Here is a 24460-nt window from a genome sequence, read left to right as displayed (position 1 = left end):
GGGAATGGCCGTGAAGGTCGTCGTGATCGGCGGGAGCGGGCTGATCGGCAGGAAGTTAGTGTCGATCCTGAAGAGTGAAGGCCACGAGGCCGTCTCGGCCTCGCCTTCGTCGGGCGTGAACACCCTCACCGGCGAAGGGCTTTCCGAGGTGATGGCGGACGCGGACGTGGTGGTGGACGTCTCCAACTCGCCGTCGTTCGAGGATACGGCGGTCCTGGAGTTCTTCCAGGCGTCGACCCGCAACCTGAGCGCCGCTGAAGCGGCCGCTAGAGTGGGGCGCCACGTCGCCCTTTCGGTCGTCGGCGCGGATCGCCTGCCGAGCAGCGGGTACATGCGGGCTAAAGTCGTCCAGGAAGGTCTGATCCAAACCGGCGGCGTTCCCTACACGATCGTTCGAGCCACGCAGTTCTTCGAGTTCGTGGGCGGCATCGCGCAATCGGCCGCCGAGGGGGACGTCGTCCGCCTGCCGCCGGCCCTCATGCAGCCGATCGCATCGGACGACGTGGCCGCTGCTCTGGCTCGCGTGGCGATCGCGCAGCCGATCAACCGAACGGTCGAACTGGCCGGCCCCGAGCCGATCCGGCAGGACGAATTCGTCCGGCGGTACCTGGCCGCGAACAACGACTCTCGTGAGGTTGTTGCCGACGCCAATGCCCGCTACTTTGGCGCCGTCCTGAATGATCAGAGCCTCACGCCCGGAGAGTCTCCGATGCTCGGGACGACGCGATTCGGGGACTGGCTCGCTCGGTCAAAATAATCTAAAGCCGGCGGTCTGTCAGGCGGACTTGCCTCCACCCGAGGGGGCGACTTAATACTGGTCGGAGCCGATGACCTCGCCGCCGGCCATGGTGCCGAGGGCCGCGTAGGTGGCGAGGTTGACCGTACTCTTGATGAACTTCACGGAGCCGTCGAGGAAGGCCATGTTCACGCCGCCCGCATGGTTGGAACTGGCGGCCATCATGGTTCGGAACTCGGTGGCCCCTCGACCGCAGCAGGGGGAGTCGGTGGGGAAGACGCAGGAGACATGATTGGGGGCCATGATGTGGCTGTACGGTCCGCCGCCGCCGCTCCAGCCGTCGGCCCAGTTCTGGCCGGCGGCGTCGAACTCCGCGCCGTTCTCTCGCTTGCAGAGGGCGTTCAGATTGGCGATCGTCTGCGCGACGCTGCCGACGACCGCCGGCTGGGTGAAACGGGTGTCGGTGATGGTCAGTTGGTACCAGACGCCGGTGGGGGCGTCCTGCGGCGGGGTGCTGCTCTTGGACAGGAGCGTCCCGCGGCCCTTGAGGAACTCGCTCCAGATGGCGGTGTTCGAGGTGCCGTCGATGATCGTGGCCATGCTGACGGCGCCGCCGTAGGCCGGGTTGTCGATCATGTACGCCGGGCCGTCGAATCGGCCGCCGTTGAACGACAGCGTGGTCCCGATGTTGTTGGCGTAGTTGTTGGCCGCGACGACGGTGCCGGTCGGCCGCTGGAAGTTCGGGAAGACGCCGTCCGAGGGGCACAGGAACGTGTTCACGGTCGTCTTGTAAACGGTCAGGTTGGCGTAGGTCAGGCTGTTCCAGGAAAGAGCCCAGTTGATCGAGTTGTATAACGGGACCTGCTCCAGAGAGGCCAGAATCCGGGGCTTCATCCCATAGTCGATCGTCAGGCCGTCGGCGCCGATCATCTTGTCCTCGGCGCTGGGGGGGAAGGCGCCGTTGACGTCGTGGTAGTTGTGGATCGCCAACGCAAGTTGCTTCAGGTTGTTGGTGCATTGGATCCGCCGAGCCGCCTCGCGAGCGGCCTGAACGGCGGGCAGCAACAGCGCGATCAGGACGGCGATGATCGCGATGACGACGAGCAGCTCGATCAACGTAAAAGCGCAACGACGACCGCGCATGTCTGGACTCCTGGATTTCGAGATGACGAGTGGCGGACCCCGGGCGCGGAAGGAGCCACGCCATCGGCGCAGGCCGCGCCGGAGCCGTTGGGAACTCGAGATGGGACGTGATCGACCGCAACGAGCCGGACGGAGCCGGCGAGAGAACTTGATGAAGGGACGATAACAGAGCGCCTTTCCCCCGGCGCTCCAATCTCGCGGCGTTCTGTTCTAGAATCGCGGCGTGGCTTCGGAGAACGAGCGGCGGGCGTCGTACGTCGCGACCTCGTCGGCCGTCCGCATCTGAACGACGGCGTCGTCGCGACAGCTACGCCAGAGGGCCGAGGAGAGGCGGTAGGCCAGTCTCGTGAATCGCGGGTGCGGGTACAGGCCGTTGCGAAGCGAGCCGAGGTCGGCGGTGGACGCCCAGCGGGCGAAGGTGGAAATCACCTGAGCATAGGAGTCGGCCGAGGGGTCGCACGGCTGGTTCTCGCCGTCGATCCGCAGGCTCTTGCGGCCTTCAAGATAGGAGACCTCGATTTCGAACGGGCGGCCGTCGCCGATCCCTCGAATCGTCCGGCGCTTGATCCAGGGAGCCCCGCGACGGAAGTTGGTGCAGCCGACGACTTGCGTCCCGCCGACCGTCATGCGGAAGTCGCAGCGGCCGTCCACGGGATACGCATAAATCTCGGGGTTGGGCGGGACGTAGGCTTCCGCACGACCGCCCAGACTGACCCCCTCGTTCAGGGCTTCCTCGACTGATCCCCGCGCGTGGCCGAGGATCCAGAGGGCGAAGGCCAGGCAGTGGACCGACTCCTGATACTGGATCGAGACCATTCGCCGGTAGTTCCGGGAGATGGCCGGGTCCTCGCGGTCCTTCGAGCGCTCGACGCGGATCTCGTCGATCCGCAGGTCGCGGAACCCGCGCAGGTGGTCGAGGACGCGCGCGGTGAGTCCGTCGTAAAGCTCGGGGAAGTCGTAGAGGACGACGCACGAGGAGCGGTCGACGGCCTCCACGATCGCGTCGCAGCGAGCGGGATCGTCGGGGGGGGCCATCGGCTTCTCGTCGAGGATCCAGAGCGGCTCGCGGCGGTCCAGCAGCAGGTCGAGCCGGCGATGCTCGGGCTGGACAGCAAGGTGGAAGAGGTCGGCGTCGAGGTTGTAGAAGGCCCGCTCGTCGGCGATGGACACGATGCGGCCGGGGTCGACCTCGGCGGGCGTCGGCGCGGGGTCGTATACGAAGACCTTCATGCCGCGATCGAGGGCGGCGTCGACGAACTTGCGGCCGATGTAGCCCCAGGCCCCGGCGATCGCGATCGACGCGGGGGCCCCGTTTTCGCGATGGCTCAAGACGCCCTCGTGAGCCGTTCGGCTCCACCCTGGAGGTCGAGGATTCCCGCGCCGTCGGCCGTCTCGCAGACGGCGATGGAGCCGTTGGCGGCGAGGAGCGGATGGCGGCGGGTGTATTCATGAGAGACGCGCCGGGCCACGTCGTCGACGGCCTCTGGATCGACGAGCGCGACGCAGCAGCCCCGGAAGCCGGCCCCGCTGAACCGGGCGCCGTGGACCCCCTTGCAGGCCACCAGCGTGTGGAAGAGGTCGATCAACGGCGGTCGGCCGCACTCGTAGTTGACGATCGAGCTTTCGCCCGAGGCCGTCATCAGCGCCCCGAACTGTGCGAGATCGCCGCGAGCCCAGGCGTCGACCCCCTGGCGAACGCGGTCGATTTCGCCGAAGAAGTGAGCCGCGCGGCGGGCCGGAGGGCCGGTCAGGCGGTGGGCGTGTTCGGCGTACTCGTCGGCGGAAACCTCGCCCAGCAAGGGGTTCGCGCTCGGTCGGCCGGCGGCTTCCAGCAGCGTGCGGGCGGCCGACGTGCACTCCTCGACGCGGAGGTTGTAGTCGGTCCCCGCCAGGGTGCGGCGGATGCCCGAGAACGCCAGCAGCAGGCGGTATGGCGGCGCGTCAGCCGGGGCGGGAATCCATTCGCGACGGCCCGTCCGGCAGTCGATCCGGGTCAACTGGCCGCGACGGGACAGGATGATCCCCGCCTGGTCGAGAATTCCGTTCCGCAGGCCCAGGTATTCGTTCTCGATCCGACGATCCAGCTCGATGAATTCGTCGGGGCCCAGGCTCAGGCCGTTGGCGTCCGCGAGGGCCAGCAGGTAGGCGACCCCGACCGCGGCTGAGGAGCTGACGCCCCCGCCGTGCAGCGGTCCCGACGTCGTTGCGATGATCCCTCGCTCCAGCCTCCGGTGGACTTTCAGGACGGCCGCCGCGCCTCGCGCGTAATCGCCCCAATCGCCGGAAGCCTGGGGGGGGACGTCGTCGACGGCGAAGCGAACGCGGCCGGGGAAGTCGAGGCTCTCCAGCACGACCTCGCGCGAGCCCGACGGAGAGTACGCCAGCGCCAGGCAGCGATCGAGGGCCATCGCCGTGACCTGCCCGAGTTGGTGGTCCACGTGGGCGCCGAGCGGGCAGACCCGATACGGCGACCGCACCACGCGGACCGTTCCCGTCGCCGCGCCGACCTCGCGTTGGAGCGAGTCGCGGGCGGCCTCGATGGCCCGGCCGGGAGGTTCGTGGATCCTTCGCATGGCTCCTCCGGCGGTCGGCTTACGCCGCCTCCTCGCCATTGTCGACCGGCGCCGGCGTCAGCCGGGGAGTCAACAAGTGGACCGACAAGACCGCCAGCGCGTACATCGAGCCGGCGACGACGAACATCGGCAGGTAGCTCCCCGTCCAATCCCGAACTCGACCCGACGCCGACTGCATCAGGATTCCTCCCACCGCGCCGGCCGTGCCGGCGATCCCGATCACCGAGCCGACGGCTCGGGGAGGGAAGAGGTCGGAGGCCAACGTATACATGTTAGCCGAAAACCCCTGGTGCGCCGCCGCCGCAAGGCCGATCAGCAACACGGCCGTCCACATGTCGGGCGCCAGCGGGGCCAGCGAAACGGGGGCCGCGAAGAGGGCGCAGATCGACAGGGCCAGCTTCCGGGCCGCGTTCGCCGACCATCCCCGGCCGATCAGGTGCGACGACAGCCAGCCGCCGGCGATCGATCCGACGTCGGCCATCAGGTAGATCGCCACCAGCGGCGGGCCGATCCGCTTCAGGTCGACGCCGAAGCGGTCGGCCAGGAACTTGCCCGACCAGAAGAGGTAGAACCACCAGGCCGGGTCGGTCAGGAACTTCCCGGCGGCCACCGCCCAGGTCTCGCGATGCGGCAGGAGCCGTCGCCAGGGGATCGCCGCGCCGGGCTGCTGAGGATCGCTGCGGATCCAGGCCAACTCCTTCTTCGAGACCCACGGCGAGCCTTCGGGCCGGCCGTACAGGGGAAGCCAAAGGGCCAGCCAGACCAACCCCGCCAGACCGGTCGCCAGGAACGCGGCCTCCCAGCCCCAGGTGAGCGCCAGCCAGGGGACGACCAACGGCGCAATCACGGCCCCGACGTTCGAGCCCGCGTTGAACAGCCCGGTGGCGAAGGCCCGCTCCCGACGCGGGAACCATTCGGCGGTCGCCTTGATCGCGGCGGGGAAGTTGCCGGATTCGCCCAGGCCCAGCATGAACCGGGCCGCCGCGAACCCCGTCGCCGACCTAGCCAATCCGTGCGCCGCCGCAGCGATTGACCAGGCCGCCAGGGCCACGGCGTATCCGAACTTCGTCCCCACGCGGTCGATGAACGCGCCGAACGCGAGGAAGCCGATCGCATAGGCCAGCGAGAACGAGGCGTTGATGTCGCCGTACTGCGAGTCGCTCCAGCCCAGCGACTTCTGAAGCTCCGGCGCGAGCACCCCCAGCGTGAAGCGGTCGATGTAGTTGATGGTCGTCGAGAGGAACAACAGCCCGCAGACGACCCAGCGGAAGCCCAGCTTTGGCCTCGCCCCCTCGTCGAGTTCCCACGAGGACGAAGGGGCGGATGCCTCCGATGGTGTCGCCTGGGTCGTCATCCGTCGCGCCTCGCTTCTGTTTGGAGCCGGTGCGATGCAGTCCCCGCTCCCGCCGGGAGAGGGTGGCCCGAAGGGCCGGGTGAGGGTTGTGGCGTTTCGGATTGAGCGACGCCGAAGGCGTTAGATGAGGGGGATGACCGGCGTGGCGGGCGCATTCCACCGGTCGTCCTGAACGCCCAGCCGATCCCCCCTCATCTCGAGGTCACTTCTCCGACGGCGCCGTCCAGGGCTTGGCCCCGGCTTTCTTGGCGGACTTGAACTCGTCGACGGAAAACATCTTCACATTACCGTCGAGCATCAACGCGTATCCACCCTGTCGGGGGGTATTTCGGTCGTAGGCGAGAATCGTCGCGGCGGCCTCGGGGCCTTCGGCGGGCTTGGCGCCCATGTAGATGGCGACGTCGCGTTCGCCCAGGTCGGAGAAGCCGCCGGGGACCTCGCTCTCGACCTTGCGGATTTCGTCGATCGTGTTCGGCGGTCGGGAGAGCTTCTCGGCGGCGATGCTGTACATCTTGCCGATGTTGCGAAGCCCCTGGGCCTCGATCGGCTCGACGGCCTCGCGGCCGTCGGCCCCGGAGCCGCAGCCCGGGGTCGAGACGGTCGCGACCATCAGAGCCGCCGCGACGAAAAACGGAGTACGTCGACGCATGGCGGAGCCTCCGATCTCAAAGGGCGTCGGCGCTGACGACCTCGCCCCCGGCGTAGGTGGCGATGGCCCGCCAGACCACCGGCGAGATGGAGTCCTTGACGAACCGGACCGTGCCGTCGAGAAACGAGCAGTTGACGCCGCCGGGGTGCGACGAGCTGGCCCCGATGATCGTCTGATACTTGCTGGCTCCGGCGTCGCTCCAGAAGCAGGACTTCTTGTTCGGCGTCATGATGTGGCTGTAGCCGCCGCCTCGGGCGGTGTTCTGCTGGAGCCACTCCGTCCCCCGGCGGTAGTCGGCCAGGATGGTCGCGGCCTGGCAGTCGGCGGCCAGGGCGTCGATGGTGTACGTCGGCGACGAGGCGGAGAGCGTCCCCCGGTAGATCCACGACTTGTCGGGCCCCTGCCCGGCTGATCCCGACCCCCGGACGAACTCGCTGAGGATCACCGTGCCGGAGGTGCCGTCGACGATCGAGGCCAGCGTGATCAGCTTCGATCGGGTGGAGCCCAGTTGATACGCCGGTCCGTCGAACTGGCCGCCGTTGAAGGCCGTCCAGGTCCCCATGTTGTTCGGGTAGCAGTGCGAGCCGACCGTCGCCGACATGCCGTTGAGAGTGCTCGTGCCGCTCGGCTGGTACTGGTCCGACGGGCAGATGAACGAGGCTGTCTGGAACACCCGGACCGTCCAGTTGCTGGTGTCGCCGGAGCCCATTGAGAGGTTGTAGCAGTTCATCGCGGCGACCTGCTCCATGAACGGGAGCAGCCGGGGCTTGAACGAGAAATCCGGGCCCGGAGGGTCCATGCCGCTGTTCGGCGGCAGTGAGCTGTTGACGTTCTCATAATTCATGATCGCCAGCGTCAACTGCTTGAGGTTGTTGACGCACTGCGACCGCCGGGCCGCCTCGCGGGCCGCCTGCACGGCGGGGAGCAGCAGGGCGATCAAAACGGCGATGATCGCAATCACCACCAGGAGCTCAATGAGCGTGAAACCGGTACGACGACCTCTCATGACCTGACTCCTCGGCGGAAGACGTGTTCGACCCGACCCGCACGCCTCAACGGACGCGACGGGACGACGACGCCGGGAGTCCCGGGGCGTCTGGTCGATTGGAGGATCTGGAACGCACGACCCCATGAGATTGGGGCTGAAGAGAGAAGCGACGATGGAGAACATACCTCAGGTCGGAACGGCTCGCGCTTCAATATGGCGGCAAAGCGTTCTACAATTGCGGCGTCGCCGGGAGGCGTCTGAAAATGGCTTCATTTCCGCACGTCGCCTTGATCGTCGAGACGGCCAAGCAGTACGACCGCGGCCTGCTGCGCGGGGTCGGGCGCTACATTCGCGGCCATGGGCCGTGGTCGGTCTACATCGAGGAGCGAGGGCCGACCGACGGCGTCCCCGCCTGGTTGAAGCGCTGGCGGGGCGACGGGATCATCTCGCGAAGCCGCGATGCGGCGATGGTTGAGGCCCTGATCGCCACCGGCGCGCCGGTCGTCGAGCTGCGCCGCGAGGTCGTCGCTCCGGACTTGCCGGCCGTTCACTGCGACGACGACGCGATCGCCCGGCTGGCCGCCCGCCATTTCCAGGAGCGTGGGTTCCGCCACCTGGCCTATTGCGGACGCCCCGGCGCGCGCTGGAGCGACCTTCGCCGCGACGCCTTTCGTCGCCGCCTGGAAGAGCTTGGCCTGAGCTGCCAGGTCTACGAACCGCCGAGGCGGGCCGGCGCGCCGAGCTGGGAGCGGGAGCAGGCGGACGTCTCGCGATGGCTGGCTTCGCTGCCCCAGCCTGTCGGCGTGCTGGCCTGCAACGACATCCGCGGCCTTCAGGTGCTGGACGCCTGCCGGCGGATCGACCTGGCGGTCCCGGAGCGGGTGGCCGTTCTGGGAGTGGATGACGACGTGGCCCTTTGCGAGCTGGCCGACCCGCCGCTCTCCAGCGTCGACCAGGACCTGGACCGGATCGGCTACGAGGCCGCCGCCCTGCTCGACCGCCTGATGGCCGGCGGACCTCGCGAGGCTCCGATCCTCGTGGAGCCGTTGGGGGTCGTCCCCCGGCTCTCCACGGATGTCGTCGCGATCGACGATCCGGTCGTTGCCGAGGCCCTTCGGCTCCTGCGGCTGCATGCGTGCGACGGCCATGGGCTCGACTTCGTGTTCGAGCGAGTCGGCCTCTCGCGGCGGGCCCTTGAACGCCGGTTCAAGGAGCGGCTGGGGCGCACGCTCCTGGAGGAAGCCCATGACGTGCAGCTCGACCGGCTCCGCCAACTGCTGGCCGAGACCGATTTGAAGCTGGACGTTGTGGCCCGGAAGGCGGGCTTCCACTACATCGGCTACATGTGCTCGTTCTTCAAGAAGCGGACGGGCGTGACCCCCGGCGACTACCGCCGCTCCCGCGCCGGGAGACCTCGGGCGGCGACCGATAACCCCTCGCACAACGGTCGTGGGATCGGGTAAGATGCCGTCATGGACGAGGATCAGGAAGACGGCGACGTGACCACGCTCCGCGGATTGCAGCGGACGATCCGGGAGATGTACGGCGAAAAGGACGCCGCTCGCGGGGCGGAGGCGACGTTCCTCTGGCTCGCGGAGGAGTTCGGCGAGCTGGCCACGGCGTTGCGGTCCGGCACCCATGAGGAGCTGTCGCTGGAGATGGCCGACGTGCTGGCGTGGCTAGCCACCCTGGCCAACATCCGGGGCGTCGACCTCTCCGCGGCCGTCCGTCGCAAGTACGGCGCGGGCTGTCCCGGCTGCGGCGCCTCTCCCTGCTCCTGCGATCCGGCCGAGAAGCCGTGAAGGAGACCGTTCAAGAGCCAATCCGACCTTCCGCCCCCTCTCCCGCCGGGAGAGGGCAGCCGCGCAGCGGCGGGTGAGGGTTGTGGGAGCGGGGAGAGCATATCGGTCCTGAATCAGTCGATCCGAAGCGCGGCGACCCTCAGCCGGCCCACAATCACCTTCTCCCGAAGATTGGTGAGTCAGTAAGCTGCAAGATTCAGCCTGGTAGGCTGGGGGGCTCGACCTAGCATACGGGCCTAACATCTTAAATGAAGGGCGAGATGGGGATCCAAGCCAGCTATCGTCGAATTACTCCTTCCGAATGGGAGAAGATTCAGAGCCTGACCATGAAGGATGCCACGCCTCCCGGGTACGACGTCGAAGAGGCCTATCTTGAGTTTGCTTGCTCTGACGAACTGATGTCTAGCGACCGATATCTGAGCATAGAAAAAGAGTGGCATGCCCTCCACACCTTGCTGACGGGCGATGTCGGCGACCCTTCTGAAATCAAGCCATTTCCTCCACCGCTGGGCAACGTAGTCATGGGCGGCTCCGAGACCCCGTTCAACTCAACCTACGGCTCGGTTCGCGTCCTCACGCCGAACGAAGTCCGCGAGGTAGCCGGCGCCATCAAGAAGATTACTATTGATGATCTGAAATCCCGCTTCGACCCGGTTGAATTCACCAAGGCCGGAGTCTATCCGAACCCACGGCCAGGAGGGTGGGAGAGCGATCAGTTGGAGCCTCTGCTTTTCTACTATCCCCAGTTGGTGGATTTTTTTGATGTGGCGGCAAAGGAGGGCGATGTAGTCCTGCTTTCCTTCGATTAGCGACTCCGAAAGACACTCCGAAAACTGCCAAACAGCACTCTTGCCAATTGAAGGCTCGGCAACCCATTGCCTGCTTACAGGTCCGACGACCCTCACCCGGCCCTCCGGGCCACCCTCTCCCGGCGGGAGAGGGGACTTGCGTTGGTCCTCGCTGACAACCTTGTGTTTCCATCGCAACGCCCATGATGAACCACCCCTCGCCGCAACGTCCTCGTCTCCTCCTCGCCGTCGGGCTCGCGTTGGCGATGCTCGGCGCGATCCCCGCCTCGACCTTCGCGGCGATGCCGGTGGAGGTGGAGAACATTCGGCTCGGCTTCGGCGGGTCGGACGTCTTCAAGGTCGGCGCATGGACGCTCGTCCGGGTGGACCTCAAGGGGGGCGGGTCGCCGTTCCGGGGGTTCCTGGACGTGACTGCCGGCGACGACGACGGCGTGCCGGTGGCCAGCCGACAGCCGGTGGACGTCCCCGCGGGAGAAATGCGGAGCTACGCCGCCTACGTCCGGATCGGCGGCCGTGAGAATCAGGTCTCGGCCGTCCTGTACAACGAGAACGGCAAGTGGCTCGGCTCTCGATCGAGAGATCAGGTGATGCGGTCCGAACCCACGTCGATCCCGGCGACGGACCCGTGGATCCTGGCCTCAGGGCGACCCCAGGGGCTCGACCACATCCGAGAGGTGGTCGGCTTCAAGAGGACCGATCGCACGACCTCCGAGCTCTTCATCACGCCGATCGACGCCGGCTCCGCGGACCACCTGCCGGGGCGCTGGATGGGCTACGACGGCGCGCGGGCGGTCGTGCTGGACACCGCCGACCACGCCACGATGGAAATGCTCGCCGGACCCAAGGGCCAGGCGCTCGTCGAGTGGACCAAGCGGGGAGGCCACCTGATCGTTTCCGTCGGCGCAAGCTGGCAGGCGGTCAAGGATTCGGTCCTCGGCCCCGTTCTCCCCGCCGAACTCACCGGCCGAGAGCGGGTTCAGTCGCTGGAGGCCTTTGACACCTTCGCGAACTCCACCAAGCCGATCACCCCGCCCGGAAGCCCGCCCCATATGGCGGCGAAGCTGGAGCAGGTCGAGGAGCGAGGCGGGAAGGTTCTGGCGTCGATCGCCGGTCTGCCGCTCATCGTCCGCGGCCCGGTCGGGTTCGGCCGGATCACGCTGATCGCCGTTGACTCCGAGGAGCAGGTCTTCGCCGAATGGACTGACCGCGGCCTCTTCTGGATCCAGGCCCTTGACCTGAAGCGCAACCGATTCGAGGACGAGGCGACCGACGTCACGGTCGGCGGCGCATCGCGGTTCTACGCCACGGGCGTCACCGACGTCGCCAGCCAGATGCGGGTGGCTCTGGAACAGTTCCCCAAGGTCAAGCTGGTCTCGTTCGGCCTGGTCGCCTTCCTGATCTTCCTCTACATCCTGGCCATCGGCCCCGGGGATTACTTCTTCCTGAAGAAGGTCCTCAAGCGGATGGAGCTGACCTGGATCACGTTCCCGCTGATCGTCTCGCTGGTGAGCCTGCTGGCCTACCTGGCCGCCTACCGGCTGAAGGGGACGGACCTCCTTGTGAACAAGGTCGACGCGGTCGACGTCGACCAGACGACGGGCCAGGCGCGGGGGCGGTCGTGGGCGACGCTCTTCAGCCCCCAAAACCGCGACTACGACCTCGCCTTCCTGCCGACCCCCGTCGACTCGGGCGTTGTGGAGCCTCTCGCTGAGGAGTCCACCGGCGAACCCCCCCGCCCCGCCGCGGGCTACGAGGTGCTGACCAGCTGGTTCGGCGTGCCGGAGATGCAGTTCGGCGGCATGGGAGGCGCAAACGGCCGGTTCTCGTTCGCCGGTTCGGGCTACGCCTATGAGCCGATGAACTCCTGGGAGCGGTTGGACCACGTCCGGATTCCGATCTGGAGCACCCGGACGATCGGAGCCCGCTGGTTTGGGCCGGCCCCCAAGATCCTCGACTCCGACCTGGTCCCCGTGGGTTTCGACCGTGTCGGCGGCACCGTCACGAACCTCCAGACGTACCCGTTGAGCGACGCCGTCCTCGTCTTCGACCGTCGCGTCTATCTGCTGGGCGAACTCGCCCCGGGGCAGACGCTCAACGTGGGGCTCAAGAGCGATCGCGCCCTCTCCGGCGAGCTTCGCGACCGCGCCGGCAGCTATCTGTCCGCCGCGAATCCTGGGGCCGACGTCGCCCGAGGCCGGGCGGACGTGGTCCTCGCCGCCATGTTCCATGAGGGCGAGTCGCGGCGAACCGGCCAGGAGCAGGCCCTGGGGAACTCGGTGCTGCACGACATGGATCTGACGGGCCAGTTGCTGCTGGGCCGGCCGATGCTGGTCGCCCGGATCAAGGCACCCGGCACGCAGTTGGTCGTCGGCAACGCCTCGGACAAGCCCAGGGTTGAGCAGACGACCGTCCTCCGCGTGATCCTGCCGTTGAAGAAGGCCGGCGGCTGAACATTCGCGCGACCGTGAACCCAACGAACATCTCCCTGACTCACCGATCGAATCGACCGACCCGAGGCGGACCGCCATGATCGAGACCAACGACCTGACGAAGATGTACGGCGAGATGTACGCCCTGAACCGCCTCAACCTGACGCTCAACCAGGGAGACGTCTACGGCTTCATCGGGCCCAACGGCGCCGGCAAGACGACGACCATGCGGATCCTCGCCACCCTGCTCAACCCGAGCTGGGGCGAGGCCACCGTCTGCGGCTACTCGATCTACACCGGCTCCAAGGAGATCCGCCGCGTCATCGGCTACATGCCCGACTTCTTCGGCGTGTACGATGACATGAAGGTCATCGAATACCTCGAATTCTTCGCCTCCGCCTACCGCATCAAGGGCGCGGCGCGGAAGAAGATCTGCGAGGAAGTCCTCGAGCTGGTCGACCTGACCTACAAGCGCGACGCTCTGGTGACGAGCCTCTCGCGCGGGATGACCCAGCGCCTGGGCCTCGCCCGGACGCTGCTGCACGACCCCCAGGTGCTCCTGCTCGACGAGCCTGCCTCGGGCCTCGACCCCCGCGCCCGGATCGAGATGCGGGCCCTGCTCAAGGAGCTACGGGCGATGGGCAAGACGATCCTCGTCTCCAGCCACATCCTTCCGGAACTTGCCGACATCTGCAACAAGATCGGCATCATCGAGCAAGGCTGCCTACTGGTGAACGGCGAGGTGACCGAGGTCATGAAGCGCGTCCGAACGGACGTCGTCCTGAACATCAACGTCGCCGACCGCCTCACCGAATGCGCCGACTTCCTCGAAGCCCAGCCCGAGGTCGAGACCGTCGACGAGAAGAACGGCGTCCTCATCGTTAAACTCCGCGCGGGCGTCCACCAGTACGGCTTCCTCGCCAACCGGATCATGGAAAACGGCTTCGAGCTGACCCTCTTCAAGGAAGACGAGATCAACCTCGAAACGGCGTTCATGCACTTGACCAAGGGCATCACGAGCTGAGCAAGCAAGTCCTTCGCACGATCCGAGGCACGCCTTTCCGTTCCCTCTCCCGCCGGGAGAGGGTGGCCCGAAGGGTCGGGTGAGGGTCGTCGGAGTTCGGAGGGCATGAAGGACGCGATACTCGTTCCGAATCGCGTCGACCCTCATCCGGCCTGCGGCCACCTTCTCCCGGGGGGAGAAGGATGATTTGCCGCGGCCTGCGTTTGGATTTTGAGCATCTCCCGCATGTCCGCCCCCCTCGACCGCATGGCCTACCTCCAGAAGATCCTCACGGCACGGGTGTATGACGTGGCCGTGGAGACGCCCTTGCAGCGGGCGTCGAAACTCTCGGCGAGGATCGGCAATGACGTCTGGCTGAAGCGCGAGGACGAGCAACCCGTCTTCAGCTTCAAGCTGCGCGGTGCGTACAACAAGATGGCCCTGCTCTCGCCGGAGCAGCGAGGGCGAGGGGTCGTCTGCGCGTCGGCCGGGAACCATGCGCAGGGAGTGGCGTTGAGCGCAAAGAGGCTCGGGTGCAAGGCGATGATCGTCATGCCGACCACGACGCCTTCCCTGAAGGTCGACGCCGTGCGCGCTCTCGGCGGCGAGGTCGTCCTCTCCGGTGAGAGTTACTCCGACGCCTACGCCCACGCCCGCGAGCTGGAGAAGATTCACGGTTACACGTTCGTGCATCCGTTCGACGACCCCGACGTCATCGCCGGCCAGGGGACGATCGGCATGGAGATCCTCCGCCAGCACCAGGGGCCGATCCACGCGGTGTTCGCGGCGATCGGCGGCGGCGGGCTGATCGCGGGGGTCGCGGCTTATATCAAGGCGGTCCGCCCCGAGATCAAGATCATCGGCGTGCAGACGACCGACTCCGACGCCATGATCCGTTCCGTCCGCGCCGGGGAACGCGTGCCGCTGGCCGACGTTGGGCTGTTCTCCGACGGCACGGCCGTCAAGCTCGTCGGCGAGGAGACCTTCCGCCTGGCCCGCGAGCTGGTCGACGACTATGTCGCCGTTGAGACCGACGCCGCCTGCGCCGCGATCAAGGACGTCTTTGAGGACACCCGCAGCATCCTGGAGCCGGCTGGCGCCCTGGCCGTCGCGGGGGCCAAGCAGTACGCGGCGGAGAAGAAGCTCAAGGGGGAGACCCTCGTCGCCATCGCCTGCGGCGCGAATATGAACTTCGACCGCCTCCGGTTCGTCGCCGAACGCGCGGAGGTCGGCGAGGAGCGCGAGGCCCTCTTCGCCGTCACCATCCCCGAGCGTCGCGGCAGTTTGAGGCGGCTCTGCGAATTGATCGGCGCGCGGAGCCTGACCGAGTTCAACTACCGAATCTCCGACGACCAGTCCGCCCACCTCTTCGTCGGCCTGGCCGTCGTCGGCCGCAATGAATCGGCCGAGTTGGCGAAGGGCTTCGCGGCGTCGGGCTTCCCCGTGGTCGACCTGACGGGCGACGAACTGTCCAAGGAGCACGTTCGCCACATGGTCGGCGGTCGCAGCCCTCTGGCCAGCGACGAGCGCGTCTACCGCTTCGAGTTCCCCGAACGCCCCGGCGCCCTGATGCGGTTCCTCGCGAACATGCCGCCGAACTGGAACATCAGCCTGTTCCACTACCGCAATCAGGGGGGCGACGACGCCCGGGTCCTCGTCGGCCTGCAAATCCCCGACGACGAACGCGCGGCCTTCGGCGAGTTCACCGCCGGCCTCGGCTACCCGTGCGTCGACGAGACCGAGAACCCGGTTTACCGCCTCTTCCTCCGCTGAACCGCGTCGGCTATCGCGGGTCGACGGAGGGGAGCGGAAACTGCGGCGAAGGAACGTGCTCTCTCTTCATCACGGCCTCGAAGTAAGCCGTGGCATCGGGACGGCCGGCGGCCAGGTCGTGGGATTCGGTCGGGTCGTCGTCGAGGTTGTACAACTCGGTCTTGGCCGGACCCTTGGAGAGGTTCTGACGCACGGCCTTCCAGGGACCCATCCGGACCGCCTGCTGACCGCCGTATGAGGCGAACTCCCAGTAAAGCAGGTCGTGCACCGGCTGGGGTGAGGACGAGCCGAGGAGGCTGGGGGCGAAGCTGAACCCGTCGGTCCCCACCGGCGCCGGCGCTCCGATGATCTCCATCAAGGTCGACGGCACGTCTGGGAAGTAGCCAATGAAGTCGCAGGTCGACCCAGGCTTGACCCGCCCCGGCCAGCGGACGAGGAGCGGGACGGCGATGCCGCCCTCGTACACCGAGCCCTTGAAGCCCTTCAGCCCGCCGGCCGAGTTGAAGAAGGGGCTGTCGCCGCCGCCTTCGTTCCGGGTCGGGCCGTTGTCGGAACTGAAGATCACCAGCGTGTCGTCGTCCAGACCGCACTGGCGGAGCTTTTCGAGAACCCGGCCCACCGTGCGGTCCAGGCGTGTGACCATCGCCGCCTGCGCCGCGCGAGGGGTTGGGTGAGACTTGTAGTGCGTCCCCTGGTACGGGGTTTCGGGGAACGCGCCGGCGTACTCGGCCAGCGAGTCGGCCGGGACCTGGAGCGAGGCGTGGATCAAGGTCAGCGGCAGGAAGAGGAAGAAGGGGCGACCCTTCTCGGCCTCGATGAACCGTAGCGCCTCGGCTTCGAAGAGGTCGTTGGAGTGGACCTCGCCGGTGCCGTCGTCGCGGTTGCCGGGGATCGTGATCTTCTGGCCGTCCTTCCAGAGATAGGACGGGTAGTGGAAGTGGGCGTGTCGCTGGCAGTTGTATCCGTAGAAGTGGTCGAACCCCTGCCGGAGCGGGTCTCCCTCGGAGCCGGGGAAGCCCAGACCCCACTTGCCGATCGCGGCGGTGGTGTAGCCCTGGGCCTTGAACATCTCGGCCAGCGTGACCTCGGAATCGGGGATCGGCCCCTGCCCTTCGGGCTGGACTTCAGAGTTGTCGCGGACAAAGGCGTGGCCGGTGTGCTTGCCGGTCAAGAGCGTGCACCGAGCGGGGGCGCAGACCGGCGAGCCGGCGTAGAACCGCGTGAACCGCATCCCCTCGGCGGCCATGCGGTCGACGTTCGGGGTGCGGATCTTCTGCTGGCCGTAGCAGCCCAGGTCGCCGCGTCCCAGGTCGTCGGCCAGGATGAACACGACGTTCGGTTTGCCGTCGCGAGCAAGGCCGGCGGGAGGAGCCCCCGCGGCGACGGCCAGCGCAGTTGCGGTCGTCAGCAGGCGAAGGGCCAGACGGACGCGGCTGGCGATCGGGCGATGGTCGTTCATGGCGGAATCTCGAAGTCTGACGAGGAGAGGGACGATCCTCAGCGCGTCCGTTTCGCGGGCGGGTCGGGCTGGGAGGTCAGATCGAACGTGAAGCTGTTGGGGCCGCCAGCCTTGACGTCCGCCTTCAACTCTGATTTCACGTTGTACCGACCCGGGACGACGTTGACCATGGCCTCGACCTGGCGATCAGGTGTGTCAGGGTCGACGATCTTCTTTCCTGTCGGTTTGGTTCACGTGACGGTCACGAGGTGTGGCCCAGGAGTGGGACCTTCGGAGCCGGCAATGGAGAACCGGCCCGCCTCGATCTCTCCCCCCGCGCCGGGGCCAGCGCCCTCGGTCGGAACGAAGGCGACCACGCCCCCTTCCATCGGTTTGCCGTCGAAGGAGATCGTCCCTTCGACGGCTTCGCGTGCGAATTCCTCGTCTCCGCCGCAGCCCGTGAACGCCAGCACCAGAATCGCCGCGCGCCATGCGCCTGCTCGCGACATGGTTTCCCCCTCCGTGGTTTGAATCAGTACGAGTCGGCGCTGATGACCTCGCCGCCGGCCTGGCTGCTGAGCGCTCGCCATGTGGGCAGGCTGATCGAGTTCTTGGCGAACCGCGAGGAACCGTCGCACATCAGCACGTTCACGCCTCCCGAATGTCGACTCCGCGAGGCCAGCGAGTATTGAAGCGGAAGCGGTTCGGCATTGCCGATGTAGTTGCAGGGGGCGTTCAGGGCGGTCATGCACTGGCCGATGTCGGGCGCGGTGGAGTTGGGGGCCAGCAGAGTCGAAACCTGATAGCAGCCGGCGTCGTCGTTCCAGATCCGGCCTCGGCGATCGGGCACCGTCGCGCCGCTGGGAGACGGCGGTTGAACCAGCTCCATCATGGCCAGTGTGTTGCTCGTGCCGTCGACGATCTCAGCGATCGTGGCCCCGTAGTTCAACCAGAAGGGGGACTTCATCCCCTGGTCGAAGAACGTGTTTTGACCCCAGTTATTGCCGTAGTTCCCCTTGTAGTCCTGCATCGCGCTTCCGGCCGGCCAGAAACCCTGGACCGTGTCCGAGGGGCACTGGTACGTGGAGATCACCGTCAGCCGGCTCGTGTCGTTGGCCGTGAGGTTGAACCGGACCTGATTGTTGTAGGCGTTGTAGGCCGCCCCTTGCTCGATGTACGGCATCGTCCCCACCAGCACGGGAACACGCCAGTTCTGGGGCGTTGGATAGGCTCCGGTGGTAGGCAGCCGACCCGCCGACCCCATGGGGAAGCGGTCGTTGACTGACAAGTAGTTGTGCAGCGCCAGCCCGAGTTGCTTCAGGTTGTTGATGCACTGGGCCCGACGCGCAGCTTCGCGCGCCGCCTGAACGGCCGGCAGCAGCAGCGCGATCAAGACGGCGATGATCGCGATGACGACGAGCAACTCGATCAAGGTGAACGCAGCGCGGATAGGTCCCCGTGAGGCGCGCATACGAAAGCTCCAGGCCTGGTGAAGGCTGTGGGATCGGGAGGAGTTGAAGGCGAGTCGACGGCGACCGCCCGTCCGATCGATTCTTCTAAGACTTGTTCTCTGATTGTTGCTGAGAGGTGCCGAAAATATAACTTGCGTTAATCCAGGGCGTCAACGGATTCCGGAAACTCGGGCAAGAGCGGAATCAACCCTCCTCCAGCGAGGCGAACTCCGGGGCGTACCGAACCAGGCCCGCTCCGACGGGCAGCGCGCCGGGGGTGAGCTCAACGACCTGGAAGGCGTCGCCGCCGCCGTACTCGTCGGCAAGGCCGACGCTCGGCGCGGGGCGGAATCCGAACCGGCTGTAATAGTGCGGCTCGCCCAGGACGACGACCCAGCCGAACCCCGCGTCGCGGCAGGCTGAGAGCCCAGACGCGATCAGCATCCCGCCGATCCCACGACGCTGATGCGAGCCTCGCACCGCCAGCGGCGCAAGCCCCGCGCCGATCGCCCGCGCCCCCGTCGCGACCGGGCTGAACCCAACGTGGCCCACGATCTCGCCGTCGACTTCCGCGACCAGGGAGACCGGCAGATTCCCCGCCGCGCGAAGCAACTGCACCAGTCGCGCCTCGGCGTCAGTCGGAAAGGCGTCGACGAGCACGGCGCGAACGGCCGACTCGTCGCCGGGGCGTTCGGGGCGGATGGTCGTCATACGGATTCGCTCCTCTCCGTTGGCGCTGGGGATTCGCTCGATCATGGCCTTTTCGGCCGTCTGCCGCCACATCGATCGGCCGGTGGAGGCTACCCGTGGAAGACGCGATAGCCGATACTAAACGCCCTCATCGAGCGCTTGTGAACTCAAGGCGGCTACACACATCGCCGTCGATCGCCCTCCTCATCCGGGCTTCGGCCCCCTTCCCCTGTGAAGGGTGGAGCGACGATTCGCGAAGCCTTCGATCGATGCGAAACGGATTTCGGCCTCCGCGCCGGCTGATTCTTAACTCACCACGGAGATCCATGGAATGTTGGTACGCACTCTCCTCCTGACCGGTCTGCTTGCAGCGGCCCCTGCACTGGCTGTGCCGCCGAACGTGGTGGTGATCTACGCGGACGACCTCGGCTATGGGGATATCAGTTGCAACGGGGCGAAGGCGGGGCTGACGCCGAACATCGACCGCCTGGCGAGCGAGGGGCTGCGGTTCACCGACGGGCATTGCAGCTCGGCGACGTGCACGCCGTCGCGGTACGCGATCCTTACGGGCGAGTATCCCTGGCGTCGACAGGGGACGGGCGTCCTCCCCGGCGATGCGAAGCTGATCATCGAGCCTGGCCGGACCACCCTGCCGACCGTCTTCAAGGAAGCCGGCTATCGGACGGGGGCCGTCGGCAAGTGGCACCTCGGTTTGGGGGACGAGAAGCTGGACTGGAACGGCAAGATCGCGCCCGGGCCGCTGGAGATCGGCTTTGACGAGTGCTTCATCATGGCCGCCACCGGCGACCGCGTCCCCTGCGTCTACGTGAAGAACCACGAGGTCGTCGGCCGCGACCCGGCCGACCCGATCGAGGTCCGTTACGACGCCCCCATTCCCGGGGAGCCCACCGGCAAGGCCAACCCGGAGATGCTCCGGCTCCATCCCAGCCACGGCCACGACATGGCCATCGTCGACGGCGTCAGCCGGATCGGCTACATGAAGGGAGGCGAGAAGGCCCGATGGAAGGATGAGGACATGGCCGACACGTTCACCTCGCAGGCCGTCGAGTTCATCAAGAAGAACAAGGATAAACCGTTCTTCCTCTATTTCGCGACCCATGACATTCACGTCCCCCGCCTGCCGAACAACCGCTTCCTGGGCAAGTCGGGGATGGGGACTCGCGGTGACGCCATCGTCGAGTTCGACTGGTCTGTCGGCGAGGTCGTCAAGGCGATCGACGACGCCGGCTTGAAGGAGAACACCCTGATCGTCTTCTCCAGCGACAACGGCCCCGTGGTCGACGACGGCTACAAGGACGAGGCCGTGGCGAAGCTGGGCTCGCACAAGCCGGCCGGCCCGTACCGCGGCGGCAAGTACAGCAAGTTCGAGGGCGGAACCCGCGTGCCGTTCGTCGTCCGCTGGCCGGGGAAGGTCAAGCCGGGCGAGTCGGCCGCCCTCGTCTGCCAGATCGACTTCACCGCCAGCTTCGCCGCGCTGGTGGGCCGCCAGAGCCCGATCCCCACGGCGAAGGATTCGCAGAACGTCCTTCAGGCTCTGCTGGGCGCGGACCCGAAGGGCCGCGAGACCCTGATCGAGCAGGCAGCCGGCCTGGCCGTGCGCCGGGGCAAGTGGAAGTTCATCCCCGCATCGGGAGGACGTAAGGTCGCGGCCTTCACGAATTCCGAACTGGGCAACGACCCCGAACCCCAACTCTACGACCTCGAAGCCGACCCCGGCGAGACCCGCAACGTCGCCGCCGATCACCCCGAGATCCTCGATCGGCTTCGCAAGGACCTGGCCGAGGCGAAAGAGACCCAGTGATCGTGTCGAACCGATGAAATTCCGGCGAGCATTTCGCCGGTTCCAACCTAGTCCACTTGACGGTGGACTAGGTTTTAGTCATCGTAAAATCTTCACAAACCACATACGTCGAAACCGCTGCGCGTTGATCACTCGATTGATCGAAGCGCGTTCAGCCTTGCGCCGACGGGACACCGGCTGCGTGTAGGGAGCTGGTGGCGTCTGCGCATTCTTGGCTGCCACGGACGAATACGTGGCGGCCCCACTACCGAACAGGAAGACGATCCTCGGGTCGCCAAATATAGGAACGCGATCGATGGTTTTCATCAAATTAGGATCACGTCTTGCTTTCGTCGTCGCGATTGCGGCGACCTTCGGCTGCAGCGGGGGCGACGGGCTGCCGCGTCAGGCGGTCTCGGGCAAGGTGACGCTCGACGGCCAGCCGTTGGATTCGGCGACGATTTCGTTCCAGCCGATGGCGGGCAGCGGCGAGGTGACCTCGGCCGCGGCGACGGTCTCGGCCGGGTCGTTCTCGATCTCGGCGGCCGATGGACTGGTTCCAGGCAAGTACCGCGTTTCCGTCTCCGCGAAGCGTGAGGTCGCGGCCAAGTCGGGTGCGAAGAAGAAACAGATCGACAACGTCACCGGCGAGCTCGTCGATCCGCCCGCCGACGCGGCGGTCACTCAGGAGACGATCCCCGCCCGGTTCAACGCCCAGACCGAGCTGACGACGGAAGTCACCGCCGCCGGCCCCAATGATTTCACCTTTGCCGTCACCTCCAAGTGATGGTCGCCTTCTATTCTCACTATCGGAGCCTCTCCATGAGATCACGCAAACAGAGTGCGTTCACGCTGATTGAGCTGCTCGTCGTCATCGCGATCATCGCCGTCTTGATCGCGCTACTGTTGCCCGCCGTTCAGGCCGCTCGCGAGGCCGCTCGGCGAATCCAGTGCACCAACAACCTGAAGCAGATCGGTCTTTCCGTCCACAACTACGTCGGCACGACCGGCTCGTTCCCGACGGGGACCTCCGACTGCTGCAACGGGACCTGGCAGGCGTTCATCTTGCCGTTTATGGAGCAGGTCGCACTCTCGAATTCGTACAACTTCAACTCTCCCCGATACGTCGACCCGACGAACACGACGGTCACGTCCAGCTTCATCAACGCCTTCCTCTGCCCGAGCAACGGTCTTCAGCAGCGGCCGATCAGCAGCGCCCTGGGAGCGGCCAACACCGGCAAGATCTCGGCTCACAATTACGTGGCCAATTTCGGATCGACCGACCTCGACCAGCAGAACAACATTCAGGACGCGGTCTTCAACGGCGCCCCCTACGGCTGGATTCGCGCCTACAGCAACGCCAACCATCAGGCCTCGCCGAACAAGGGGCAGACCGTCACCATCGCCACGGTCACTGACGGCACGTCGAACACGCTGTTGAACTCGGAGATCATCATCGTCCCGCAGAACTCGGAGTTGCGCGGCATGACCTGGTGGGCCGATTCGACCGGCTTCACCGCTCTGCTGGCGCCGAATTCGGCTCTCCAGGACGTGATGTACTCCGTCAACGCCTGCGCCGTGACCACCGGCAAGCCGACCCCCTGCGCCAACGCCACGGCCGGCCCGCTCTATCTTGCGGCTCGCAGCCTCCACGCCGGCGGTGTGAACGCCACGATGTGCGACGGCTCGGTGCGGTTCTTCAAGAACACCGTCAGCCTGCCGATCTGGCGAGCCCTCGCCAGCACCAAGGGCGGCGAGATCATCAGCGCCGACGCGTATTGATTCGCATCGACCGATTCGCGACGATCGATTCATGACCGCTCACGCCCCGGACGGCCCCATCGCGGCGGCCGTCTGGGGCGTTGCTTTTCCTCCAACGTCGAGAATCCAGGAGCCATGGCCTTGATTCGTCGCATCCTCTCCGTGCTGGCTCTGTCGCTCTTCCCCGCGTTCGCCGCGGCGGAGGAGCCTCTCAGGCTGGCGACCTTCAACATCCATCACGCCGAAGGGACCGACGGCAAGCTCGACCTGAAGCGCGTGGCCGATCTTGTCCGGGGGGCGGACATCGTCGCCTTCCAGGAGGTCGACGTCCGCTTTCGCGACCGCAGCGGCAAGGTCGATCAGGCCGCGGCGCTCGGCGACCTCTTGAGGGCGAACGTCGCGTTCGGCGGCAACCTCATTGACGCCGACGGCGGCCAGTACGGCGTGGCGCTCGTGAGCCGGTTCCCGATCGTCGCCCACCAGAACCATCGCCTGCCGCGCTCGGCGGGTCGCGAAAAGGCTGAGCCCCGCGGGCTGCTGGAATGCCGGCTCGACGTCAACGGCCGTCCGCTCCGGGTGTTCGTCACTCACCTGGCTCACGATTCTGCCGCCGACAAAGCCCTTCAGGTGGCCCGCGTCCGCGAGGTCCTGGCCGCGTGCCCCGACCCCTGGATCATGATGGGGGACTTCAACTTTCGCCCCGACTCGGACGACTACAAGGCGCTGACCGCAGCCCCGGCCGGGGGCGAACGGATCGTCGACGGTTGGCCGATCGCCGGCAAGGGTGAGGGCCACTCGATCGGTCTGCACGGCTCGCGGCCGGGGCGGATCGACTACGTCTTCGTTTCGGGCTCGCTCGCGGCGGGGATCGTCGCCGGCTCGGGGCGGGTCGACGTCGAGACGGTGGCCTCGGATCATCAGCCGGTCTACATCCAACTGACCGTCCCAGCCGCGACGGCCGCCAAGGCTGCGAACGTGGCCCCGACCGGCGATCCCACGGTCGTTCTGAAGACGCCTGGCCTGGTCGGCTTCTGGACGTTTGGCGAAGAGGCCGGCATGCCCCGAGTCTCGACGGGGACGAAGGAGCCGCATCCGCTGACGGAGGTCGGCGGGCCGATCCCTCGCGTCGCGGGGGGGCCGTATTCGGGCCGCGCGGCCGAACTCGACGGCAAGCACTACTTCCGTATCCCCTACGCCGAGACGGGCGACCTGAACATCGCCGGATCGAATGCTCAGGTCTCCATGTTCGCCGTGGTCCGCGTTGAGAACCTGAAGCAGAGCCGAACGATCGCCGGCATGTGGACCGAGGGCAAAGGCGCGAACGACGACTCGGGGACTCGCCAGTACGCCATGCTCATGAACATGCCCACCTACGGCGGACCTCGACGGCTTGTGCCGCACGTCTCCAGCGAGGGGGGCGTCACCCGCCGCGCCGACGGTTCCGCCTTCCCCTGGTGCGCCGACTACGCCGTCACCCCCCGCGAGGTCCCCGAAAGCCGTTGGTGCAGCCTGGCGTTCACCTACGACGGTCAGTGGCTGAAGGCGTACATCGACGGCCGGCTCGAGCCGATGGGCCTCGACCCGGCGCGGGACCGTCGCAACGACCGCTACTTCACGGCCGAAGGGCCGGACGGCCGCGACCGGGGAATGAACCCGTACTATCACGGCCGAGGGATCTTCCGGTACGACCCCTCGCGCCATGCCGCAACGAAGCCGGGGGGCGGCTCGGACTTCACTGTCGGAGCGCGGCACGCCGTCGGCACGATGCTCGGCGAGGCGACCATCGGCCGGTTCGGCGGTCTCGCCGTCTTCAACAGGGCTCTCTCGGACGACGAGATTCGCGCCCTCCATGATTCGGCCCGCGTCGAGGCGATCGAGCCGCGCTGAGATCCTCACACGACTCGGCGGATTTCGGCATAGGCGCGGCATTGTGACAATGGCTCGGAAATCGGTCGAAGAGCGCTGGTCTGCGCGACTGCGCAAGGCTTTTGAGCGTGTTTGGACCTGGGACTTATATTGAATTGGAAGACGGCTATGGATAGCCTAAGTTGGGAATAGCG

At 66.7% G+C, this 24460-nt stretch carries 22 protein-coding genes; 11 read left to right on the top strand and 11 right to left on the bottom strand.

What is annotated here, in order from left to right:
* Positions 1-10 precede the first annotated feature (10 nt).
* Positions 11-757, top strand: coding sequence for an SDR family oxidoreductase (locus G5C50_RS17200; protein ID WP_165071463.1), 747 nt, complete (start codon positions 11-13; stop codon positions 755-757).
* A gap of 51 nt (positions 758-808) precedes the next feature.
* Here G5C50_RS17200 and G5C50_RS17195 read toward each other — a convergent pair whose 3' ends face one another.
* The 6 genes from G5C50_RS17195 to G5C50_RS17170 all read right to left on the bottom strand — a co-directional run bounded on the left by G5C50_RS17195 (position 809) and on the right by G5C50_RS17170 (position 7461).
* Positions 809-1879, bottom strand: coding sequence for a DUF1559 family PulG-like putative transporter (locus G5C50_RS17195; RefSeq protein WP_165071349.1), 1071 nt, complete (start codon positions 1877-1879; stop codon positions 809-811).
* A 210-nt stretch (positions 1880-2089) separates the two neighbouring features.
* Positions 2090-3208 carry a Gfo/Idh/MocA family oxidoreductase gene (locus tag G5C50_RS17190; RefSeq protein ID WP_165071347.1) on the bottom strand — a complete coding sequence of 373 codons (1119 nt, stop codon included), beginning with the start codon at positions 3206-3208 and terminating at the stop codon, positions 2090-2092.
* Positions 3205-4452 carry a GHMP family kinase ATP-binding protein gene (locus tag G5C50_RS17185; RefSeq protein ID WP_165071345.1) on the bottom strand — a complete coding sequence of 416 codons (1248 nt, stop codon included), beginning with the start codon at positions 4450-4452 and terminating at the stop codon, positions 3205-3207. The genes G5C50_RS17190 and G5C50_RS17185 overlap by 4 nt, the downstream gene beginning before the upstream one ends.
* A 19-nt stretch (positions 4453-4471) precedes the next feature.
* Positions 4472-5806, bottom strand: coding sequence for an MFS transporter (locus G5C50_RS17180; RefSeq protein ID WP_165071344.1), 1335 nt, complete (start codon positions 5804-5806; stop codon positions 4472-4474).
* Between the two features lie 202 nt (positions 5807-6008).
* The gene (locus G5C50_RS17175; RefSeq protein WP_165071342.1) at positions 6009-6455 is read right to left on the bottom strand and encodes a hypothetical protein; all 447 of its coding nucleotides are present in this window, start codon (positions 6453-6455) and stop codon (positions 6009-6011) included.
* Between the two features lie 16 nt (positions 6456-6471).
* Positions 6472-7461 carry a DUF1559 family PulG-like putative transporter gene (locus G5C50_RS17170; RefSeq protein WP_165071340.1) on the bottom strand — a complete coding sequence of 330 codons (990 nt, stop codon included), beginning with the start codon at positions 7459-7461 and terminating at the stop codon, positions 6472-6474.
* Positions 7462-7706: 245 nt separating this feature from the next.
* Here G5C50_RS17170 and G5C50_RS17165 point away from each other — a divergent pair, with 245 nt between their 5' ends.
* From G5C50_RS17165 to ilvA, 6 genes are all read left to right on the top strand, one after another.
* Positions 7707-8906, top strand: coding sequence for a XylR family transcriptional regulator (locus G5C50_RS17165; RefSeq protein ID WP_165071338.1), 1200 nt, complete (start codon positions 7707-7709; stop codon positions 8904-8906).
* A gap of 9 nt (positions 8907-8915) precedes the next feature.
* A complete protein-coding gene (locus G5C50_RS17160) occupies positions 8916-9245 on the top strand; it encodes a MazG nucleotide pyrophosphohydrolase domain-containing protein (protein ID WP_165071337.1) in 330 nt (109 codons plus the stop codon).
* A 260-nt stretch (positions 9246-9505) separates the two neighbouring features.
* Positions 9506-10054 carry a YfbM family protein gene (locus G5C50_RS17155; protein ID WP_165071335.1) on the top strand — a complete coding sequence of 183 codons (549 nt, stop codon included), beginning with the start codon at positions 9506-9508 and terminating at the stop codon, positions 10052-10054.
* 185 nt (positions 10055-10239) lie between these two features.
* The gene (locus G5C50_RS17150) at positions 10240-12504 is read left to right on the top strand and encodes a hypothetical protein (RefSeq protein WP_165071462.1); all 2265 of its coding nucleotides are present in this window, start codon (positions 10240-10242) and stop codon (positions 12502-12504) included.
* 76 nt (positions 12505-12580) lie between these two features.
* Positions 12581-13507: an ABC transporter ATP-binding protein gene (locus tag G5C50_RS17145; protein ID WP_165071334.1), complete on the top strand. Its 927-nt coding sequence runs from the start codon at positions 12581-12583 to the stop codon at positions 13505-13507.
* A 225-nt stretch (positions 13508-13732) separates the two neighbouring features.
* Complete coding sequence (gene ilvA / locus G5C50_RS17140) at positions 13733-15259, top strand: threonine ammonia-lyase, biosynthetic (protein ID WP_165071332.1); 1527 nt, start codon at positions 13733-13735, stop codon at positions 15257-15259.
* Between the two features lie 10 nt (positions 15260-15269).
* On the opposite strand, the gene G5C50_RS17135 is transcribed toward ilvA, so the two are convergent.
* From G5C50_RS17135 to G5C50_RS17120, 5 genes are all read right to left on the bottom strand, one after another.
* A complete protein-coding gene (locus G5C50_RS17135; protein ID WP_165071330.1) occupies positions 15270-16718 on the bottom strand; it encodes an arylsulfatase in 1449 nt (482 codons plus the stop codon).
* Positions 16719-16756: 38 nt separating this feature from the next.
* The gene (locus G5C50_RS32955; protein WP_255487502.1) at positions 16757-16888 is read right to left on the bottom strand and encodes a hypothetical protein; all 132 of its coding nucleotides are present in this window, start codon (positions 16886-16888) and stop codon (positions 16757-16759) included.
* A gap of 60 nt (positions 16889-16948) precedes the next feature.
* Entirely contained in the window at positions 16949-17206 is a 258-nt protein-coding gene (locus G5C50_RS17130) for a hypothetical protein (RefSeq protein ID WP_165071329.1), read from the bottom strand.
* A gap of 23 nt (positions 17207-17229) precedes the next feature.
* Positions 17230-18168: a DUF1559 family PulG-like putative transporter gene (locus G5C50_RS17125; RefSeq protein ID WP_165071328.1), complete on the bottom strand. Its 939-nt coding sequence runs from the start codon at positions 18166-18168 to the stop codon at positions 17230-17232.
* A gap of 184 nt (positions 18169-18352) precedes the next feature.
* Positions 18353-18859, bottom strand: coding sequence for a GNAT family N-acetyltransferase (locus tag G5C50_RS17120; protein ID WP_165071326.1), 507 nt, complete (start codon positions 18857-18859; stop codon positions 18353-18355).
* A gap of 310 nt (positions 18860-19169) precedes the next feature.
* Here G5C50_RS17120 and G5C50_RS17115 point away from each other — a divergent pair, with 310 nt between their 5' ends.
* The 4 genes from G5C50_RS17115 to G5C50_RS17100 all read left to right on the top strand — a co-directional run bounded on the left by G5C50_RS17115 (position 19170) and on the right by G5C50_RS17100 (position 24287).
* Positions 19170-20660 (top strand): sulfatase family protein, encoded by a 1491-nt coding sequence (locus G5C50_RS17115; RefSeq protein WP_165071325.1) that lies wholly within the window; start codon positions 19170-19172, stop codon positions 20658-20660.
* A gap of 295 nt (positions 20661-20955) precedes the next feature.
* Complete coding sequence (locus tag G5C50_RS17110; RefSeq protein ID WP_165071323.1) at positions 20956-21426, top strand: carboxypeptidase regulatory-like domain-containing protein; 471 nt, start codon at positions 20956-20958, stop codon at positions 21424-21426.
* Between the two features lie 35 nt (positions 21427-21461).
* A complete protein-coding gene (locus tag G5C50_RS17105) occupies positions 21462-22421 on the top strand; it encodes a DUF1559 domain-containing protein (RefSeq protein WP_165071322.1) in 960 nt (319 codons plus the stop codon).
* A 120-nt stretch (positions 22422-22541) separates the two neighbouring features.
* A complete protein-coding gene (locus G5C50_RS17100; protein WP_165071320.1) occupies positions 22542-24287 on the top strand; it encodes an endonuclease/exonuclease/phosphatase family protein in 1746 nt (581 codons plus the stop codon).
* Positions 24288-24460 lie beyond the last annotated feature (173 nt).

It is taken from the genome of Paludisphaera rhizosphaerae (assembly GCF_011065895.1).
Classification (GTDB): Bacteria; Planctomycetota; Planctomycetia; order Isosphaerales; family Isosphaeraceae; genus Paludisphaera; species Paludisphaera rhizosphaerae.
This window is presented reverse-complemented; position numbering and strand designations above follow the sequence as displayed.

Coding starts and splice junctions, on each gene's coding strand:
- G5C50_RS17195 (WP_165071349.1), bottom strand. CDS start 1,879: ATGCGCGGTCGTCGTTGCGCTTTTACGTTGATCGAGCTGCTCGTCGTC.
- G5C50_RS17185 (WP_165071345.1), bottom strand. CDS start 4,452: ATGCGAAGGATCCACGAACCTCCCGGCCGGGCCATCGAGGCCGCCCGC.
- G5C50_RS17180 (WP_165071344.1), bottom strand. CDS start 5,806: ATGACGACCCAGGCGACACCATCGGAGGCATCCGCCCCTTCGTCCTCG.
- G5C50_RS17175 (WP_165071342.1), bottom strand. CDS start 6,455: ATGCGTCGACGTACTCCGTTTTTCGTCGCGGCGGCTCTGATGGTCGCG.
- G5C50_RS17170 (WP_165071340.1), bottom strand. CDS start 7,461: ATGAGAGGTCGTCGTACCGGTTTCACGCTCATTGAGCTCCTGGTGGTG.
- G5C50_RS17165 (WP_165071338.1), top strand. CDS start 7,707: ATGGCTTCATTTCCGCACGTCGCCTTGATCGTCGAGACGGCCAAGCAG.
- G5C50_RS17160 (WP_165071337.1), top strand. CDS start 8,916: ATGGACGAGGATCAGGAAGACGGCGACGTGACCACGCTCCGCGGATTG.
- G5C50_RS17155 (WP_165071335.1), top strand. CDS start 9,506: ATGGGGATCCAAGCCAGCTATCGTCGAATTACTCCTTCCGAATGGGAG.
- G5C50_RS17150 (WP_165071462.1), top strand. CDS start 10,240: ATGAACCACCCCTCGCCGCAACGTCCTCGTCTCCTCCTCGCCGTCGGG.
- G5C50_RS17145 (WP_165071334.1), top strand. CDS start 12,581: ATGATCGAGACCAACGACCTGACGAAGATGTACGGCGAGATGTACGCC.
- ilvA (WP_165071332.1), top strand. CDS start 13,733: ATGTCCGCCCCCCTCGACCGCATGGCCTACCTCCAGAAGATCCTCACG.
- G5C50_RS17135 (WP_165071330.1), bottom strand. CDS start 16,718: ATGAACGACCATCGCCCGATCGCCAGCCGCGTCCGTCTGGCCCTTCGC.
- G5C50_RS32955 (WP_255487502.1), bottom strand. CDS start 16,888: ATGGTCAACGTCGTCCCGGGTCGGTACAACGTGAAATCAGAGTTGAAG.
- G5C50_RS17130 (WP_165071329.1), bottom strand. CDS start 17,206: ATGTCGCGAGCAGGCGCATGGCGCGCGGCGATTCTGGTGCTGGCGTTC.
- G5C50_RS17125 (WP_165071328.1), bottom strand. CDS start 18,168: ATGCGCGCCTCACGGGGACCTATCCGCGCTGCGTTCACCTTGATCGAG.
- G5C50_RS17120 (WP_165071326.1), bottom strand. CDS start 18,859: ATGACGACCATCCGCCCCGAACGCCCCGGCGACGAGTCGGCCGTTCGC.
- G5C50_RS17115 (WP_165071325.1), top strand. CDS start 19,170: ATGTTGGTACGCACTCTCCTCCTGACCGGTCTGCTTGCAGCGGCCCCT.
- G5C50_RS17110 (WP_165071323.1), top strand. CDS start 20,956: ATGGTTTTCATCAAATTAGGATCACGTCTTGCTTTCGTCGTCGCGATT.
- G5C50_RS17105 (WP_165071322.1), top strand. CDS start 21,462: ATGAGATCACGCAAACAGAGTGCGTTCACGCTGATTGAGCTGCTCGTC.